Genomic DNA, 16170 nt, shown 5'->3' on the forward strand with positions numbered 1-16170 from the left:
TATATATTTGTGCCATTTGTATACCTTATTGTATATTATTATTACCAAGACGGAACACGCACTGCCTATACAAGAGTGGGTAATATTGATATTGAAGGGTATGCACATGACATGGGATTCACTTCCTACCCAAGTGGATGCCAGCAAACATTCTTGTAAATGAAGAAAAGTTCGGAGAGTGAGTTCGGAGACACTGCGGATAAGCCTAAAAATATAGGTAGAACAGCACAGAAGATCATCGACCTTGTCATTTCCGACCTTTCTATGTCAGCCGAAGCTATGGCTTATAAAATTAGGTATAAGTTCCCGTGCTGTAGAAAAACAAATCGCAAAATTGCGTTCTATGGGTATATTGTCTCGTGAAGGCGCAGACTTTGGTGGTTATTGGCGTATTATTTTAAGTTACCATTTTGAGGGGATGAGACGCAGCACGCTGCGTCTCTACAACTGGAGACAAAATTGGGCGAAAAAAGTAAGTTAGCTTGCTTTGGAAGTGAGGTATTGGAGTTTGAAAATCAAATAAAATATTATACATTTGCATGACTGGATAAGTCAAAGCGAATAATTGGTATCAAACAATGATAAACTAAAAAACATATGGATTATCTTAGGTTGAAATATTATTAATACGTATATTTGCGACAAGAAAAGGCTTTTTAATTAAGAGCCTCGTGTTGCGTGTGATATTTGTGCTGTAGGACGAAAATCGGCTAATTTTCTTAAATCTCCCTATGCACGAAGAAGGCCCCGCAACCCTTTACTGGATATACGTGTTATCTATGCTAATATAGTATGGATATATTTTGTATACAGATAAAGGGGGCGTGTGGCTGACTTTATTGGGAGTTGGGTCTTAGCCGAACCTTCGTCTACATAAATGTTCAGTCCTCGCCCTTCCTTTATTTTATAAGAAAGGACCACTACTTAACAAAAGCCATATAGCGCTCGTCTTTACGAAGGACATCTTTTCTAAAACATGTCTGGATCTTGTAAATCTAATAATTAATCATGTAAAGTGAATGGCTTATGGACGCTTGTAATATTGATGAGATCCAGAATCTCTTTATTTACTACTCCGCTTGTTTCAGCAAGTATTTTCCAGAGTTAGGGTTTTATTGTAATGAGAGGGAATTCCAGATACATGGTATCGTGCGGAGATATAGTGACATTACGGGAGTGTCCCATGATGGCTCTTATTTCTTAATTGAGATGCGAAAAGAATACCTGATCTACTTACCGTTATTGGTCGGTTCCAAATTCCGCATTTTAACTAAACAAAAACAACTTTATTCGTAATACAATCTTATGCTTATGCCAGAACTCATATCCATAGAAGAAGCCGCCCGTATTACCGGTTTCCCGTACGAGGAGATTGAAGATTGGGTAAAATCCCGAAAGATAACCTCTTTCCATACGAGAACCGGTACACGTATGGTAGATCCTGAGAACCTACGTGATTTCATTGCCCATATCGAACATCTAGGGATTCAAAAACTATACTTGCAACTGGTCATTCAAGACAAGGAGGAGGAAGCCGACGAGATTATCGCCCAGTACGACGATTACCTTTTCTGCCTACAATCCTTAAAGAACATCTCTCCCCTACTTAAACAAATCATCGCCGAACTATCCACATTTATAGATGATAAGCAAGATCGGTATATATTCACGGAAATAACCTCTGGGGCAAAAATACTGGACGTAGCCAAACGCTGCGATATATCTTACGATAGGATGTGCTACCGATATAAGAACATAGTACTCCGCTTGCAGGAAAACACCGGATTCTTAGCCGAATATAAGAAAACGATCAGCTGTCAAGACCTAGAGATAGAGCGCCTGCGGCTTGAGAAGCGAAACATGGAATATGAGCTGAGAACGCTCTATAAAGCAGTCCTCAAAAGTGGCTTGAGTCTCGATGCTCCGAAATCGTCGTTCGACATCCCCACGGATGCGGCCAGACGGATCTCCCTACCGGTCACAAGCCTAACCCTGTCTCCCTACATCCGTAAATGCCTCCAAAAATTGGAGCAGGAAACTATGGAGGACCTATTGCGCTACGCTAGGAAGAAAGGGCTCGATTCTTTGTTGAAGATCCCGGGATTCGGCCCTCTCGGTTTAGACCAGTTAAAATTTCAGCTGGAAAAGCATAAGATCATGAATAAGGCCGGAGACTCGGATCTCTATCAATACATCATCAATGAACCGGATAGCTGAACACAAAAAGAGCCTCTCTTCACAGGGAGGCCCTTTTTATGTGATGCCGGAAATAACCAATAAAAACTTCCCGACACTACGGTGTTAATCATCTTATATGCTTACATAAAATTAGCAGAAGGCTTTGGTTTGCGATATACTAATAGTGTTACATTCTTTTTGACATTGCAAAGATACGTCGGCCTATAAGGGTGCGCAATACCTATATATATGTAAAAAAGGAGAGCTCATACCTATTAATTGTTATATATCTTTTCATGGAGATCGATTTTTAGAACTAATGATCTTCTCGCTTGTAATAACTAACGCTTACCTCTGAAATAATACAAAACCGTATTTTCCAAAATTAACTATCAAGTTGTCTTGCGGGTCAATAATGGGGCCTATTCGGTATGACGTCTTGAAAATATTCTTCCGGGATACCTATGAGTAGGTAATTAGGGTCTCATTTTACCTACTTCGGGCGATTGTAGCAAATTCTCAGCCCCTGTAATTTTGCCAAAAATTATAAAACGCAATGAGAACGTTAACAAATTTATTAGCGATTGGATTACTTTCCTTTACCGCTCTACATGCTCAAGAGAGTAATATGAGCTCTACCGTAAAGGCATCGGAGATGTATGCCGACGGTTTTTCTAAATTCCGTTTTGGAGGATATGGTGAGATGGCTGCCAGTTATATGGATTATGACTGGAATTGGGTGACACCTCAAGGTACATCACATATGAATCGGGCTACTGTCTCTATCCCTCGTTTTATTTTAGCTTTTGATTATAAGTTCTCTCCCAAATGGGTACTGAGTTCCGAGATTGAGTTTGAGTATGGAGGAACAGGCGCCGCACGGGAAGTGGAGTGGTACGAGGAGAATGGAGAATATGAGACCGAGATCGAGAAAGGTGGCGAGGTCGCCTTGGAGCAGTTCCATATCTCTTATCTGATGAACAAGCATTTAAACTTCCGTTTTGGACATATGATCGTACCGGTAGGCTTGACCAACGCACATCATGAACCCTTGAACTTTTTTGGTGTATATCGTCCGGAAGGAGAGACTACCATATTACCTTCTACTTGGCATGAGACGGGTGTGGCTCTATTTGGTGATTTAGGAAATTTCGATTACGAGTTACAAGTCGTTTCCGGTTTGGACCCACAAGGTTTCCGTATGGAGAACTGGGTTGGCAAAGGTACGCAAGGCGCTTTCGAGGAAACTCAATTTACGCATCCTGCCTTTGTGGCTCGTGTCAACTATAATGGAGTGAAGAAATTTAAAGGCTTACGTGTGGGCGCTTCTTTTTATTATAACCAACCCTCTAAGAATAGTAGCAAACCGCTGCGTAACCAAGGTGAGAAATATCCGCTTACCATCGTGACGGCGGACGCTCAATATAAAAGTCCGAACAATAATTTGATCGCCAGAGGTAATATCGTTTACGGCCATCTGGGCAACAGCAACGCTCTGACGAAGGTAAACAATAACTCATCTTCAGCTTCCGGATATCCTAATTCAACCGTGGCGGAGACCGCTGTCAGTTATGCGGCTGAGGTTGGCTATAATGTAGGTTCCTTCTTTAGTCGGAAAGCCCCTAGAATTTATCCTTTCGTTCGCTACGAATATTATAATCCGATGCAATCCGTAGAAAAAGGCAGTAATAAACTGGCGGATAGACGTCTTCAAAAGAGCGTGATTACGGCTGGCCTTAACTATTACGCATTGCCTAATCTGGTCGTAAAGGCGGATTATGCGCACCGTATTGTAGGTAAGGGTGATTATAATAGCCAGAATATGGTTTCTGTCGGTATCGCTTATATCGGCTGGTTCTTATCAAGATAATAGACTATTAACAAATATATATGTAAGAATATGAAAAAAGTACTTTTATTACCCATGATGTTGATGGGTGTGGCTTTGAGCTTCACTTCTTGTGGAGACAACGATGATCCGGGCAAGGACCCCGATGTTGTAACTTATGACTTTAAGAATCTTCCTGCGGATTCGGGTGCAAAACCAACAGAAGATCAGATGAGTGCGGTTGTCGCTACTTTCGTTGATGAGGTAGCTTTGCCTACCTATAAGGATATGTTGACAAAGATGACTGCCTATAAAAATGCGGTAGACAAGTTCATCGCGTCTGGTTCTAAGAATGATTTAGCGGATGCCTGCGACGCTTGGCGTGCGGTTCGTGTACCTTGGGAACAAAGTGAGGCATTCTTGTTCGGTGTGGCGGATTTGGCACAGCTCGACCCGAGTTTGGATAGCTGGCCTTTGGATAAGAACGGTATAGAGGAGATTATAGCTACAGGAGAATTCAGCAAGATTTCAGGAGCTGTAGACGAAGACGCGGAAGATGGTCCTCAAAATTTACGTGGATTCCATACGGCGGAAAAGATGTTATTCTTAGACGGCGAGCCTCGTGATCTGGAAACAAGCCCGTTCGCAAAGAATGAATTGGAGTATTTGAAGTTAGTGTCCGAACGTATGTTATCTGATACTCAAGACTTATACAATGGTTGGTTGAAAGGCTTAGGAACTTCGGATGTTCCTTCTTCTTATGCGGAGGCTATGAAGAAACATGACGGTTCTGCCTATTCCATTGGTAATGTTTATCAGGCGATTGAGCTTATGCTGAATGGAAATAATGGTATGGCCGGAATCTCCAATGAAGTAGGTTCCGCTAAGATAACTGACCCGGTGACCGCATGGAATGGAAGTAATAAAGACGCTACTGACCCGAATAACCCCGGTGTCTTGGCTGTAGAGTCTTGGTATAGCTGGAATTCCTTGGACGACTATAAGAACAATATCGTAAGTATCAAGAACGCTTATTTCGGCGGTCGTGATTTGGATGAGGAATCCGCTTCCGAGAGTAGCTTGCATGCGTTGACTAAAATGATTAATCCTACGTTGGATAGTTTGATGGTAGTTCAAATTGATAAGACAATCGACGCTATCAATGCGATCGGCTATCCTTTCCGTAACAATCTAGGGGATACGGAGCATATCAATACGGCTACAGAAGCTTGCGCTGATTTAACGACAGGTTTGGGCGTTGTTAAGTCTAAGTTCACGAACTAATCGGACAAGCCGATACGATGAAACGAAGATTACTTCTATTATTCGCTTTATCCGGTAGTCTGCTGTGTAGTTGCGAATCCGAGGACTTGGAAAATTGGCAGGTTAAGAAACCCAATGGGCAGGTAGCTTCCGAGAAGGAGTTGTCCGCGGGTATCTCAACCATTTTCTCCAATGCCCCGGATGCGTACGATACGCAGGCAAACTGGGTTACGGGCGAATTAGAGACGCGATTTAATCGTGGTGATGGATTGTACGACGATGCTCGCGGTGTTGAGAATGTGGATGGTGGAGGACTAGGGCCGCTTTATGCCGGATATTCTTGCGGTTCCTGTCATAAAAGTACCGGGCGGACCCGTCCGGCTATAGCTGATGGAGGTTCCGGCCCCGGCTTCTCATCCATGCTTATTTATATATCACGTAAAAGTGGCGGCTATTTTCAAGATTACGGCCGGGTACTACATGATCAAGCGATATACGGAACGAAACCGGAGGGAAGGGTTAAGATTACTACTACTTCCCAAAAATATACGTTTCCCGATGGGGAGGAATATGAGTTGGTCACTCCTCATTATGAGATAAAAGAATGGTATGCCGATAGTATCCCGATGTCGGATTTACGGATTTCCGTACGTCAACCCTTACGGCATGTCGGAATGGGGCAGATGATGGCGCTCGACTTGGATATGCTAAAGCAGATCGCCGCTAAAAGCAATTATCCGGAATATGGTATTAGTGGACGTATAAACTATGTGACGGAAAAGGGAAAGAAACAGATCGGTATCTCTGGTAATAAGGCGAATCATGCCGACTTAACGGTGGAATTGGGATTCTCTTCCGACCTCGGTGTAACGAACGATCGTTTCCCGCATGAGGTAGGAGAAGGACAGGGTAATATGATGGGTTTTGCCATGACCGGGGCGCAGGTCTCTACGGAAGATATGGAAGATGTGGATTTATACCTCCAGACCTTGGGGGTACCCGCCCGTCGGAATGTGGATGATCCTACGGTTCTTCAAGGAGAGCAACTTTTCTATCAAGCGAAATGTCATTTATGCCATGTGACTTCCTTGAAGACACGCCCTCGCGGATCTGTCCTTTTGAATAATACGGAATTGCCTCAATTAGGTAATCAGGTGATCCATCCTTATTCGGACTTTTTATTGCATGATATGGGTGTTGAGCTAGGGGATGATTATCCCAGTGGCTTGGCCAACGGTAATGAATGGAGGACTACCCCGTTATGGGGATTGGGATTACAAGAGGTCGTAAACGGCCATACCTATTATTTACATGATGGCCGTGCCCGGAACCTGACGGAGGCTATTATGTGGCATGGTGGGGAAGGAGCTGCGTCGCGTACCCTATTCTCTCGCATGACAAAAGACGAGCGGGCCGCTCTGATTAAATTCCTACAAAGTTTATAAATAAATAACGCATAGAATCGAAATGAAAAAAATATATAGGACGTTGCTTGTGGTGCTTCTATCAGCAGGTGTTTTCTCCGTGAAAGCTCAAGATACAAAGAAAGAGATGGATGATAAATATGTAGAGAACGATGTGGTTTCACTAGCGGGAAAGAAGGGCTTTTCTTTTTCTACCAAGGCCGGTGATTTTTTGTTTAAGCCCTATGCGTTGGTACAGGCAAGCGCTTGCTACAACCGATATGACGACCAAGGGCTGGAAAGCCATTATGCCAAGAGCGTAGCGAACTCCGGTTTCGCGATCCCTAACGCTATTCTCGGTTTTACGGGTAAGGCTTTTGGACGGGTTACTTTCAATTTATCGCTGAATGCCGCTAAGAGTGGAGGTGCTTTATTGCAACAGGCTTGGTTCGACGTAGCGATCAAGGAGTCGTTTCGTATCCGTGTCGGTAAGTTCAAGACACCGTTTATGCATGGCTATTTAAGTACTTTGGGGGAGACGTTGTTTCCGGTACTGCCTTATTCCGCTTCCCAATCCGTATTGCTTCCTTACGACGTGAATTATGTCATACCGAATATGTCCACGGGATTCGACTTGGGTGTACAGGTACATGGTTTGATCCATGATAAATGGAATTATCAAGTCGGTATTTTTAATGGTACGGGTATCGACGTGAATTTGGCGACTAAGACAAACTGCGATGATCATAAATGGTTGCCTTCGCTGTTATATGCGGGTCGTCTGGCCTTTATGCCGAAGGGGGAGATGCCAACGTCTCAAGGCTCACCGGAGAATCTGAACGACGATAAGATGTCTATCGCCGTATCTGCCTCTTATAATGCGGAGGCCGAGTTCTTGACCAGTAGCGACACCCGTGTGGGCGTTGAGTTCGCATGGATCAAGAACCGCTGGTATGTGGCTGCCGAAGGTTACTATATGAATATGCATTTTACCAAGATCATGCAAAAGCCGGATAAGAATTTCTGGGGAGCTTACGCTCAATTGGGCTATTTCATCACTCCGAAATTGCAGGGTGCTTTGCGATATGATTTCTATGATCGTAACGCTACGGATGAGGGTGGTTTGTTGAATATGCCCGCCGCTGGTTTGAATTATTATTTCTTTAATAATAATTTGAAGCTACAGGTTATGTATCAATATCTAGGTCGTAGCGGTCATGCTACGCAGAATGACCGGGATGAGGACGCTATTGGATTGGCTCGTCACTCCGCTACGGCTATGTTGCAGTTCACGTTCTAATCTTTGGGTATGAAACGATATAGTCAATATATAATGTATGCCTTATTCCTGTTATTCGGGCTGGGTTGTGATGAGGGTAAGATTTATCCGGATGAGACGGTTGATTCCGGGCGAACCGCTACCGTGTCACTTTCTTTCACTGGCCTGAAAGCTTGGCCGAAGGAGAATATGCTCTCGTTATGTGCTTTTGGCGAGGATAAGTCGAAACCTTTGCAAACCCAGCGTATCAGTAAGCCGGCGGAAGACGGCAAAAGACTAAAACTCCGATTGAATAATGTCACTCCGGATACGAGGAGTATAGAGGTCGCTGTGATTAGTAGGGGATTGCGGTTGGTTTACTCCTATTATACGTCTCCGGTGGATGATTCGGACGAACCGCTTGATTTGTCTGTCGGCGAATTGGATTTAGCGAGCTTCAAACGTATACAAGCGCAGGTGTTCGACTTGAATTGCTTGTCATGTCATGGAGGAGGATCGGGATTGGCCGGTCAGCTGGATCTTAGGGACGATGTGGCTTATAAATCTTTAGTGAACGTAAAGGCGCCCCTTTCGGAAGAGGGTAAGAACTACGTGACCCCGGGTAATATAAACAATAGTTTCTTGCTGGATATATTGGAGAATAATCCGGTACATAAGGATATGTTCAATAGTTCCGGGAAACAGGAGGTCCTTGCTTTGATCCAAGGTTGGATCTTAGGAGGGGCATTGGATAATTGATAAGAAAGAAAATGATGAATTATACGAGGAGGATAGATACGGATAAAGCGGTAGAAATGCAAATCTCTTCATTCACGGGTAAAGGTGGAACAACGGAATATCAGGTGATGGTATCTATCACGGACCCTTGTTTGTCTTTCGTGGAGCAATTGCAAAACCTTTTGCGGGTTTATGTGACTGTCGTGAAGGAAGAGCTATCGAATGACGCTACCGCCGTTTTCCGCCGTTATTTTTTAAGTGACGCAGCTAATCAGACGGATAGCGTGATGGAGTGGGAGTGCGAGAGCGCCTTTTGCCCGCTCTCTATCGTTCAGCAGCCGCCTTTGAATGGAACAAAGATCGCTATGTGGACCTATTTGCAAACGGGGATGTCGGTACAAACGTACGATTCCGGTTTACTGGAAGCGTCGCATAACGGTTATAGGCACCTCTGGGGGGGAGGTGCCTTCAATAAGGCGGCCAATTCGGAATACCAGACCCGGCTTTTATTGAATGACTATGTGATGCAATTGATGGGGCAGCGTTGTACGTTGGCCTCTCATTGTGTCCGTACTTGGTTCTTTGTGCAAAACGTAGACGTGAATTACGCCGGTGTGGTGAAAGCCCGGAAAGAAGTTTTTATCACGCAGAATCTTACGGAGAAGACGCATTATATTGCTAGCACGGGTATTGAGGGACGTCATGCCGATCCCTCGGTGTTGGTACAGATGGACAGTTATGCGGTGGATGGATTGGAGCCGGGACAGATTCAGTTCCTTTACGCTCCCACGCACTTGAATCCTACTTATGAATATGGAGTAACTTTCGAGCGGGGTACGGCTGTTACGTATGGGGATCGTAAACAGGTCTTTATCTCGGGTACGGCGAGTATCGATAACCGGGGAGAGATTGTCTATCCGGGCGATATCGTAAAACAAACCGAGCGGATGATGGAAAATATCAGCGTGTTGCTGAAAGAGGCGGACGCTACTACTCGTGATATTACGCAGGCGATCTCCTATTTGAGAGATATGGCTGATTATGCGGTGGTTAAGAAGTATTTTGAGGCGCATTACCCGGATTTGCCACATTTGATAGTCTTGGCCCCCGTTTGCCGTCCCGGATGGTTGATAGAGACTGAGTGTATAGCGGTCGTGCCGACGGAGTCGTCCTTTAAGCCTTTGTGAAATAATAATAAATGTACGAGATATGGAAGAAAAAGGAGTATATTTGGCTATTCAAACACCAAGACAAGTTAGAAAGAAGCCTATGTATAAAAATGGAATGTACCGGGAAACCGATAAAATGAGTGATCTGATCTGCGAGAACTATCCGATGGTTTTAGTCATGAGCCGCTTTGGTATAGCGCTCGGGTTCGGAGAGAAGAATATCGGGGAGGTTTGCCGGCAGAATGGGGTGGATGCTTGTACTTTCCTGACGGTCGTGAATTTCTTGGTCGAGGAAGTGAATACGCCTGTCGAGAATATCAGCAAATGCCTGTCGATCGAGAACTTGATCCGCTATTTGCATAATGCCCATGATTACTTCTTGAACTTCCGCTTGCCACATATCCGTCGTAAATTGGTAGACGCTATATCCGGGTGCCCGGAGGATGTCGCTTTTGTGATCACGAAGTTTTTCGATGAGTATGCGGAGGAGGTAAATAAACATATGTCTTATGAGGAACGTGCTGTTTTCCCTTATGTCCGTAATTTGTTGGAAGGAAAGAGAGATCCGAAATACAATATTACGATCTTCCGTAAGCGTCATGATCAGATCGAGATGAAGATCACGGAGTTGAAAAATATCCTGATCAAATACTATCCGGGAGCGGGTACGAATATGCTGAATAGTGTCTTGTTCGATATTTTTGCCACGGAGGAAGACTTGGCTTCACATACCCGTGTGGAGGATTATTTGTTTGTACCGGCCATATTGGCTTTGGAAAAACAATTATAAGCATGAATCGATGAGTACAAATCTAAAGATTGCGATAGCCGAACCTTCTGTTATCATAAGGAGCGGACTGGAGAACCTGTTGAAACGGTTACCGGGTTTCCGTATCCAGATGGTGGAGATTCATTCGGTGGAATCTCTTTTCGACTCGCTTCGTATGCACAAACCGGATGTGTTGATCGTGAATCCGGCTTTGCCCGGCTATTTCACGTTGCAACATTTGAAGGAGGAAAGCGGCTGTGCCGAGATGAAATGTATCGCTTTATTATATTCTGTCTCAGACAGTGTGTTATTGCGTTCTTATGATGAACAAATTAACATATACGATAGCCCTGATGAGATCAAGCACAAATTGGAACGGTTGAACGCCGAGGTACTTCCGGATGACGAGCCGGAAGGGGATGACGAGCAACAATCGTTAAGCTCGAGGGAAAAAGAGATCGTAGTCTGCGTCGTGAAGGGAATGACAAACCGGGAGATAGCGGATCGTTTGTTTCTTTCTACGCATACGGTCATCACCCACCGCCGTAATATCGCTCGGAAACTTCAAATTCATAGTGCCAGCGGTCTTACGATCTATGCGATTGTCAATAAGCTGGTCGAATTAGGCGACATTAAACAGTAATCGTATATTTATAAGTAAGTTAAAGGGAATGTGGATAAGCGATAAAAGCGCCTTCCGCATTCCCTTTACTATTAATATAATTAAATTTAATGATCATATCTTATTAACGCTTATCGAAAACTAAAACCCGTTTATTCCTGTTTCTTCTTCAAATCATTAAGCTTATAAGAAATGAAGAAAGCATTTTTACTTGGATTAGCATTGTTATTTTCCTTATCTATGAGCGCACAGCATTTCGCGTTGAAGAACAATCTTCTCTACGACGCGACTACGACTCCGAACTTAGGATTCGAGGTGGGCTTAAGCAAAAAGGTTACATTGGATGTCTCGGCGGGATATAATCCTTTCAAGTTCAATGACGGTAAGAAACTGAAGCATTGGCTTGTCATGCCGGAAGTGCGTTATTGGACTTGCGAGAAATTCAACGGTACGTTTATTGGCGTGCATGCGTTGGGCGGACAGTATAATATCGCCGGGATTAAATTACCCTTTGGCATATTCCCTAATTTGAAGGATCATCGTTATGATGGTTATTTGTACGGTGGCGGACTTACGTTGGGACATCAATGGATACTGAATAAGCGTTGGAGTATAGAAGCCGCTATCGGCGCCGGTTATGCCCGTGTACATTATGATAAGTATAATTGCGGGGAATGTGGCTCCAAGATCGAGACCAAGAACTCGAACTATTGGGGTGTAACGAAAGCGGCCCTTTCTATCATTTATTTTATCCACTAAAAAACGATCTAGAGAGATATGAGACATTTATTGAGTATATGTATCGCTTTATTGTTCCTCGGAGGTGTGAGCCTACAGGCACAGAACGGTGTGCGGGGAACTGTTAGTTTCGAGAATGTAAGCGCAAAGAAGGACGGAAGCCAGCTTATGATGAATTTTACGACCAATCTGAGTAATCTGCGTTTGAAATCCCAAGAGATGGTCATACTGACACCGGTATTGCAATCGGTGGATAAATCGCAGTCTTACCAGTTTAACCCGATCGTGATTACCGGGCGGGCACGTATGAAGGCGTTGAACCGTGAGTTGGGTTTCGATAGTTATGAATTTCCCCAAACTCCTAGCTTGATTATCCGTCAGACGAAGAAGGGGCCGGAATTGATTCCGGTGGAATTGTCCGTACCCTATGCGGGATGGATGCGAAACGCTACCTTGATGGTGGATGAGAATACCACGGGATGCGCTTCTTGTGAGGTCTCAAATGACATCTATGGGGTGATGAGCCGTGTATTGCCTCCGTTAGCCCCTCCCGTTTATGAGCTTAGCTATGTTACTCCTCCGGTAGAACCTGTGAAACAACGGAGCGAGACGCATTCCGCTTATTTAAACTTTGAGGTAGGCAAGTCCGTATTGTTACGTGATTTCAAAGATAACGCTACCGTGCTGAATGAGGTGAATAAGATTGTAACGGAAGTCCGTAACGATAAGAATCTAAGCTTTACCGAATTTAAGGTTACCGGATACGCTTCCCCGGAAGGTGGCTACGATTATAATATGAGATTGTCCGAGAGTCGTGCCAAGGCTTTTGTCGCTTACATGAAAGATAAGGAGAAGATGGATCCTTCCTTGATGAAAGTGAATTGGATGGGTGAGGATTGGATCGGATTGCGTCAAGAGGTTACGAAATCAGATTTGGCGAATAAGAAGGAGATTCTGGAGATCTTGGATATTCAAGATATAAACAAGCGCAAGGCTAAACTACATGCCTTGAACGGAGGTCGGACTTATAAGATATTATTGGATAAATACTATCCTCCTTTAAGACGTATTGATTATACCTTGGCTTATATCGCACGTCCGTTCGACGTGAACGAGGCCAAGCAAGTGATCAAAACGAAACCTCAATATTTAAGTTTGAATGAGATGTTCTTGGTAGCCAATTCTTATGATAAAGGTAGCGATCAGTTCAAGGAGGTATTCGATATCGCCGTTCGTCTTTATCCGACCGACCCGATCGCTCAATTAAATACGGCGGCCCTTGAGATTGAGACTGGTGCTTACGATCCGGCCATCAGTCGTTTGCAAGGTATTAATTTGCCGGAAGCATGGAATAACCTAGGTGTCGCTTATGCGATGAAGAAGGATTATACGACCGCTATGCAATATTTCGATCAAGCTGCCCAAGCCGGCATGCAGGATGCCGCCGCGAACCGGGATGAGCTGGCCGCTTGGTTGGCCGAGCAATAATGGAGATACTTACCTTCGAATATAAAAAAAGCCCCCGTTTCCGGAGGCTTTTTTTGTGCTTATAATTTAGCTTTCCATTCATTCATCAACTCGGTAATGGTTTCCCGTACCGAAGTGATCTTATTCGCTCGCCAAGCGTTACTGCCGGCGAAAGCGTATCCATTCTCGAAATTCCCTTTGAAGGCGTTGTACAAGGCGGTGACGATACAATACGGGCTGCGTGATATATCGCACGTCTTGATACAGTTGAAGGGACAAGCTTTCGGTTGCTTGATTCCCGCCTTCACTTTCTCAAGGAAACTGCAATGGATGGCTCGTCCGGGCATGCCGACGGGACTTTTGATGATCTCTATGTCCTTCTCCTCTGCCTGTATATAGGTCTGTTTGAAGGCTTCCGAGGCATCGCATTCCGTGGTGGTAACGAACCGGGTTCCTAACTGAACGCCTGATGCTCCAAGGTCTATCATGCGTTTGATATCTTCACCCGTATAAATGCCTCCTGCCGCAATTACCGGGATCTTTTTGTCGTATTTCTGCTCGAAATGAGAGACTTCCTCTACGACTTGAGGTAATAATTCTTCCAATGAGAAATGCTGGTCTTCCAACTGGTTTTCCTTATATCCCAGATGTCCACCCGCTTTCGGGCCTTCTAGTACCACCGCATCCGGAAGATAATCATAGTTATTCTTCCATTTCTCGCAGATGATGCGTACGGCACGTGCGCTGGAAACGATGGGAACCAGCTTGGTGACGCTATCTTTCTTGAGGAAAGAAGGCAAGTCCAAAGGCAGTCCGGCACCGCTGAAAATGATGTCTACCTTTTCCGCTATACTGGTTTTCACCAATTCGGCGAAGTCGGAAAGAGCCACCATTACGTTTACGCCGATGATACCTTTCGCTTTTTCCCGGGCCTTGCGGATCTCTTCCGCTAACCCGAGATTCCCAGCTTCCGTATAATTGCTGGGTGACAATTTCTTATATAAAAGTCCGAGACCGGCTGCGGAGATAACGCCGATCCCACCTTCATTTGCAACGGCCGAGGCTAAGCCGGAAAGAGAGATGCCTACGCCCATTCCACCTTGGATGATTGGAATACGAGCCTTTAGGTCTCCGATTGTTAATGTCTTCATTAAAAAAATAAATATAGTGTTTCAATAATCGAGGCAAAGGTAGCACAATATCCCAATAAATGTGCGAAATGGACCAGAATTATCGCGCAAATATTCTAGTCATGTGCAATGTATGGAACGAACCGATTATTTTATGTAAATTCGTCCCTGAATAATTAGGCAAGACGTCTGTAACAGGATTGTAATGTATGTGAAACGGGTGTGAAACAGGAGCGTTGTAACTTTGCGACGCAAATATAGTTTTTATAGTTAGGAATGAAATTAGGAAAAGTTATAGCGCTCATGTTAGTGCTGCTTCCATTCAGTATGGGAGCGCAGGAGGTGGATCAGTCGGTGGAAAAACATATCGATTCCTTGGCTACGGAAGTGACTACCTTGGATAAGGTAGTCCAGAAGCTAAGCAAATTCAAGGTTTCCGCTTATATCCAAGGACAATACCAATATGGACAGGAGGACGCTACCTTGAAAGTGGGCGATAAGAACGAGAACTTGGATAAAGGGTTTAACCGGATCGGTATCCGCCGGGGGCGTATGAAGTTTGAGTACAATGATGGGATCGGAACAGGTGCTGTCCAGATCGAGGTGAATGATAAGGGAGTAAGTTTCCGTGATCTGTATATCGGTATCAAGGACCCTTGGACGAAGCGTAGCCAGTTGATGGCTGGTGTGTTCAACCGTCCTTTCGGTTATGAGGTCTGTTATTCCACGAGTTCTCTCGAATCTCCGGAGAGAGCGACTATTATCCAGTATTTCTTCCCGGATGAGCGTGACTTGGGAGCGATGCTTACCTTACGTACCAAGACTACCAGCCCATTGAGTTTCTTGCGATTGGATGCCGGTCTGTTTGCCGGAAACAGTATTAACCGGGAGACGGATAGCCGGAAAGATTTCATCGGGCGTCTGGGTGCCGAGAAGGCGATAGGCGACTGGGGAAAATGGGGAGCCGGTTTCTCCTATTACCATGGTTTTGTCTACAACCCGACTACCGAGGCGTATGAGATGCGTGGCAATCATTTCGTTAAGAGGGATATGGGAGAGACGGGTACTTATATGAAGCGCCAGTATTTAGGTTTGGATGGACAGTTTAGTTTTCTTTCATCTTTAGGAAAGACCACTCTCCGTGCGGAAGGTTTAATCGGTACCCAACCCGGTATCGCCGGGAGCAGTAAAAGCCCGAACTACAGTACCCGACCGGAGAATTTGCCGGAAAATTCTTTGTTTAAGCGCCCTTTCCTTGGTTACTTCTTTTATTTGGTACAGGATATAGGCGCCTCTCCTTTCTCCGCCGTATTGAAATATGACGTTTACGATCCGAATACGAAGGTGAGTGGAAATGAGGTAGGGGCGGAAAATAGTTTCACCTCAAAAACCGACTTGGCTCAAAGCACGATAGGTATTGGCGGTATCTATAATTTCAATAAACATATCCGTCTACAAGCTTACTACGAGTTTAACTTCAATGAGAAAAGTAACCTCGTGAAGGGCTACGAGAACGACCGGAAAGATAATGTATTGACAGTCCGTCTTCAATATAAGTTTTAATTCATAGGATTGTAATATCTGTTTCATCCCATTGAAATACCGAA

Annotated in this window: 14 protein-coding genes and 1 pseudogene; 14 read left to right on the forward strand and 1 reads right to left on the reverse strand. The window is 44.5% G+C overall.

All coding sequences use genetic code 11. The features are described from left to right. Nucleotides 1-165: 165 nt before the first annotated feature. From CI959_RS21785 to CI959_RS09650, 13 genes and pseudogenes are all read left to right on the forward strand, one after another. Nucleotides 166-400, forward strand: a pseudogene (locus CI959_RS21785) (HTH domain-containing protein); the annotation flags it as partial. 626 nt (nucleotides 401-1026) lie between these two features. After that, nucleotides 1027-1296, forward strand: coding sequence for a hypothetical protein (locus CI959_RS09595; RefSeq protein ID WP_005861164.1), 270 nt, complete (start codon nucleotides 1027-1029; stop codon nucleotides 1294-1296). Between the two features lie 15 nt (nucleotides 1297-1311). Further along, entirely contained in the window at nucleotides 1312-2217 is a 906-nt protein-coding gene (locus tag CI959_RS09600) for a hypothetical protein (protein WP_057316867.1), read from the forward strand. Nucleotides 2218-2734: 517 nt separating this feature from the next. Continuing rightward, entirely contained in the window at nucleotides 2735-4048 is a 1314-nt protein-coding gene (locus CI959_RS09605) for a porin (protein WP_005861166.1), read from the forward strand. A gap of 30 nt (nucleotides 4049-4078) precedes the next feature. After that, nucleotides 4079-5290, forward strand: a complete 1212-nt coding sequence (locus CI959_RS09610) for an imelysin family protein (protein ID WP_008780678.1) — start codon at nucleotides 4079-4081, stop codon at nucleotides 5288-5290. A gap of 17 nt (nucleotides 5291-5307) precedes the next feature. Further along, entirely contained in the window at nucleotides 5308-6714 is a 1407-nt protein-coding gene (locus CI959_RS09615; RefSeq protein ID WP_005861168.1) for a di-heme oxidoredictase family protein, read from the forward strand. A gap of 22 nt (nucleotides 6715-6736) precedes the next feature. Beyond that, complete coding sequence (locus CI959_RS09620) at nucleotides 6737-7972, forward strand: porin (protein ID WP_005866751.1); 1236 nt, start codon at nucleotides 6737-6739, stop codon at nucleotides 7970-7972. Between the two features lie 9 nt (nucleotides 7973-7981). Next, nucleotides 7982-8689 carry a hypothetical protein gene (locus tag CI959_RS09625; RefSeq protein ID WP_005861178.1) on the forward strand — a complete coding sequence of 236 codons (708 nt, stop codon included), beginning with the start codon at nucleotides 7982-7984 and terminating at the stop codon, nucleotides 8687-8689. An 11-nt stretch (nucleotides 8690-8700) separates the two neighbouring features. Beyond that, the gene (locus tag CI959_RS09630; protein ID WP_008780679.1) at nucleotides 8701-9855 is read left to right on the forward strand and encodes a Rid family hydrolase; all 1155 of its coding nucleotides are present in this window, start codon (nucleotides 8701-8703) and stop codon (nucleotides 9853-9855) included. An 82-nt stretch (nucleotides 9856-9937) separates the two neighbouring features. Continuing rightward, the gene (locus CI959_RS09635; RefSeq protein ID WP_010185248.1) at nucleotides 9938-10627 is read left to right on the forward strand and encodes a hemerythrin domain-containing protein; all 690 of its coding nucleotides are present in this window, start codon (nucleotides 9938-9940) and stop codon (nucleotides 10625-10627) included. Between the two features lie 10 nt (nucleotides 10628-10637). Continuing rightward, nucleotides 10638-11249, forward strand: a complete 612-nt coding sequence (locus tag CI959_RS09640; RefSeq protein ID WP_005861184.1) for a response regulator transcription factor — start codon at nucleotides 10638-10640, stop codon at nucleotides 11247-11249. Nucleotides 11250-11420: 171 nt separating this feature from the next. Beyond that, nucleotides 11421-11987 (forward strand): DUF3575 domain-containing protein, encoded by a 567-nt coding sequence (locus CI959_RS09645; RefSeq protein WP_005861186.1) that lies wholly within the window; start codon nucleotides 11421-11423, stop codon nucleotides 11985-11987. A gap of 18 nt (nucleotides 11988-12005) precedes the next feature. Further along, nucleotides 12006-13454, forward strand: coding sequence for a DUF3868 domain-containing protein (locus CI959_RS09650; protein WP_008773891.1), 1449 nt, complete (start codon nucleotides 12006-12008; stop codon nucleotides 13452-13454). A gap of 59 nt (nucleotides 13455-13513) precedes the next feature. Here CI959_RS09650 and CI959_RS09655 read toward each other — a convergent pair whose 3' ends face one another. Next, nucleotides 13514-14584, reverse strand: a complete 1071-nt coding sequence (locus CI959_RS09655; RefSeq protein WP_005861189.1) for a nitronate monooxygenase family protein — start codon at nucleotides 14582-14584, stop codon at nucleotides 13514-13516. A gap of 255 nt (nucleotides 14585-14839) precedes the next feature. Between CI959_RS09655 and CI959_RS09660 the strand changes: the two genes are divergently transcribed. Then, on the forward strand, nucleotides 14840-16126 hold the full coding sequence (locus tag CI959_RS09660; protein ID WP_008780680.1) for a hypothetical protein: 1287 nt from the start codon (nucleotides 14840-14842) through the stop codon (nucleotides 16124-16126). Nucleotides 16127-16170: the final 44 nt, after the last annotated feature.

The organism is Parabacteroides sp. AT13, assembly GCF_002272965.1.
GTDB classification, from domain to species: domain Bacteria; phylum Bacteroidota; class Bacteroidia; order Bacteroidales; family Tannerellaceae; genus Parabacteroides; species Parabacteroides distasonis.

What these genes read in the sequence shown, in the direction of transcription:
- CI959_RS09595 (WP_005861164.1), top strand. Translation starts at nt 1,027, where the DNA reads ATGGACGCTTGTAATATTGATGAGATCCAGAATCTCTTTATTTACTAC.
- CI959_RS09600 (WP_057316867.1), top strand. Translation starts at nt 1,312, where the DNA reads ATGCCAGAACTCATATCCATAGAAGAAGCCGCCCGTATTACCGGTTTC.
- CI959_RS09605 (WP_005861166.1), top strand. Translation starts at nt 2,735, where the DNA reads ATGAGAACGTTAACAAATTTATTAGCGATTGGATTACTTTCCTTTACC.
- CI959_RS09610 (WP_008780678.1), top strand. Translation starts at nt 4,079, where the DNA reads ATGAAAAAAGTACTTTTATTACCCATGATGTTGATGGGTGTGGCTTTG.
- CI959_RS09615 (WP_005861168.1), top strand. Translation starts at nt 5,308, where the DNA reads ATGAAACGAAGATTACTTCTATTATTCGCTTTATCCGGTAGTCTGCTG.
- CI959_RS09620 (WP_005866751.1), top strand. Translation starts at nt 6,737, where the DNA reads ATGAAAAAAATATATAGGACGTTGCTTGTGGTGCTTCTATCAGCAGGT.
- CI959_RS09625 (WP_005861178.1), top strand. Translation starts at nt 7,982, where the DNA reads ATGAAACGATATAGTCAATATATAATGTATGCCTTATTCCTGTTATTC.
- CI959_RS09630 (WP_008780679.1), top strand. Translation starts at nt 8,701, where the DNA reads ATGATGAATTATACGAGGAGGATAGATACGGATAAAGCGGTAGAAATG.
- CI959_RS09635 (WP_010185248.1), top strand. Translation starts at nt 9,938, where the DNA reads ATGTATAAAAATGGAATGTACCGGGAAACCGATAAAATGAGTGATCTG.
- CI959_RS09640 (WP_005861184.1), top strand. Translation starts at nt 10,638, where the DNA reads ATGAGTACAAATCTAAAGATTGCGATAGCCGAACCTTCTGTTATCATA.
- CI959_RS09645 (WP_005861186.1), top strand. Translation starts at nt 11,421, where the DNA reads ATGAAGAAAGCATTTTTACTTGGATTAGCATTGTTATTTTCCTTATCT.
- CI959_RS09650 (WP_008773891.1), top strand. Translation starts at nt 12,006, where the DNA reads ATGAGACATTTATTGAGTATATGTATCGCTTTATTGTTCCTCGGAGGT.
- CI959_RS09655 (WP_005861189.1), bottom strand. Translation starts at nt 14,584, where the DNA reads ATGAAGACATTAACAATCGGAGACCTAAAGGCTCGTATTCCAATCATC.
- CI959_RS09660 (WP_008780680.1), top strand. Translation starts at nt 14,840, where the DNA reads ATGAAATTAGGAAAAGTTATAGCGCTCATGTTAGTGCTGCTTCCATTC.